We start from the raw sequence: 1,928 nt of genomic DNA, 5'->3' as shown, positions 1-1,928 counted from the left end.
CGTGCTGATCGACACGCCGCCGGTGCTCGCCGTCTCCGACGCGACCGCGCTTGCGGATAGCTGCGGCACGGTGTTGCTGGTGACCCGCTTCGAGACCACTTCCATTGCGCAGGTGCTGGAGGCGACCGCGCAGCTCAAGCAGGCGAATGCCCGGGTGAAGGGCGTGATCTTCAACGGGATCGATACGGATGTCTATCGCTATAGTCTCGGCGCGCGCGCAGACCTCTATCGCAGTGCTTCCTATCTCGATGCACTGCCGGCCAGTGGAGAGACAAAGAAAGACTAGCCTTCACGGCGCGAGGGCCGTCGTCACGAATGGCGATGAAAAATCAGCCGACTTTCGGCGTGGATGATTGGCGGATATCAAAGACTCATTCGTCAGTGTCGCTGGAGTTGTACTGAGTCAGGCGCTCAATTTCGTTTCGATTCTATTGATCGGGAAGTTCTGCGGGCCGACGGCTCGCGGGTACTTTTTATCCGCTCGTTAATCGGCTTGCGTCTGGAGGTTGCGTGCATGGCGGCGGACAAGGCCCAAGCCGTGCGTGCAATGACGAGTTGCAGCGCCGTCGCCATACCGATCGGCCCCGCGCTTGGTGGCCACGACCATTTCCGGCCCCTCCGATTCGATCCCGGTGATCGCCCTCGCATTCGGCGTGTTTCTGCAACAGACGCTGGGTGAAGCGCTGACCAGCTGAGCGCACGGGCACCGGCGTCTTCATCTATGGCGGGATCTTTCCGACCTCTCTGTTTGTGCCGGCCGGCGTCTGCCATTTTGATGCTGATGATATTCGTCCATCGCGACGCCGGCAGCTTCGCGCTCGCCTACCGCGTCGGCTATTTTCGTACGTCACGTTCTTCTTCTGAACCCGCGCGCCGCCGGCGATGCAATGCGCTTGCCATTCTGAAGTTTGGCGCCGAAAGCGTGGCTAAACCCGTGGTATAGTGAGTTCGATTATTAGGTCGGCATCCATCCGCAAGCGGGACATTGCGCCCTTGTCAATCTCTGCCGGACTTTGGATCGCCTTCATCACACTGTCCGGTGCCGCTAGGGAAGAGCTCAAGCCATAGCTACGCCACCGATGACATCGTGCTGTTCAACTTCTCGAAAATTCGATGTGGTCGTAAAGGGAGTGGAAGATGGTAACTTTCTTGACGCATGCCGCCTGTCTGCTGATCGGCGTGGCGATTGGGGTCTTCGCGTGTGCGCTTTGTGTTGCGCGCGCGAGAGGATCAAAGGAGGAGAATTAGTCTCATCGCCCTCTTATGATCCATCCGTCATTGCGGATGTGCGCTGCTTCCTCTTTGCAACACCATCAAGCACGTTGGAGCAGGGCAGAACAGCAAAATGACGCAAACGGCGGAGTCGGCGTTCGCGTTCATCTCATCGATTGCAATTAGACGCCTTCACTGGACCGGGGTCAGGTAGAAACCCGATAGGAATCGCTGCGCTCGCGGGATGCTCGCGGTGTAGGCCCGAATAGCGGCGGCAAGCTGCGGACAAATCAGGTTACGGTTGTAATCGTAGATCGAATAGCCGTCGCCTTCCCCGTTGCTCGGATCGCCGTTACGCACGACATACCAGAACGCCTTTGCCACCGAACCGTTGTCCATCAGCACCTTCAACTGATTGAATGCCGCGAGTTGTCCGGCGTCCGTACGGGTCGCCCCGTTGTTGGTTTCCGTGATCCAGATCGGCTTGGGACCGCTAGCGACCAGATTCGAAACGGTCGTCTTGAACGACTGCATCAGCGTTTGGTAGTCGGCGCTGCTGAAGTACGGGTGAACGTCGACGACGTCGATCGTGGTGTTCAACGGGCTGGAAGCACTCTTCGTGTTGTTACCCATTGCCTTGATGTAGTCGGTCGCCTGGATCAGCTCGCTGCCCGCGGGCGGTTTCCAGCCGTTATTCGGGTACGCCGAGTTGTAGA

Annotated in this window: 2 protein-coding genes; one reads left to right on the top strand and one right to left on the bottom strand. The window is 58.5% G+C overall.

The window, feature by feature from the left end:
- On the top strand, window positions 1-286 hold a 286-nt coding region (locus tag F6X37_RS35625; protein WP_222945043.1), incomplete at its 5' end, for a tyrosine-protein kinase family protein.
- A 1,118-nt stretch (window positions 287-1,404) separates the two neighbouring features.
- On the opposite strand, the gene F6X37_RS35615 is transcribed toward F6X37_RS35625, so the two are convergent.
- Window positions 1,405-1,928, bottom strand: a 524-nt coding sequence (locus tag F6X37_RS35615; RefSeq protein ID WP_222945042.1) for a glycosyl hydrolase, incomplete at its 5' end; no start/stop codon positions are given.

The organism is Paraburkholderia sp. 31.1 (genome assembly GCF_014397645.1).
Taxonomy (GTDB): Bacteria; Pseudomonadota; Gammaproteobacteria; order Burkholderiales; family Burkholderiaceae; genus Paraburkholderia; species Paraburkholderia tuberum.
Note: the sequence above shows the minus strand (reverse complement) of the source record. Positions and strands in the feature narration are given on the sequence as shown.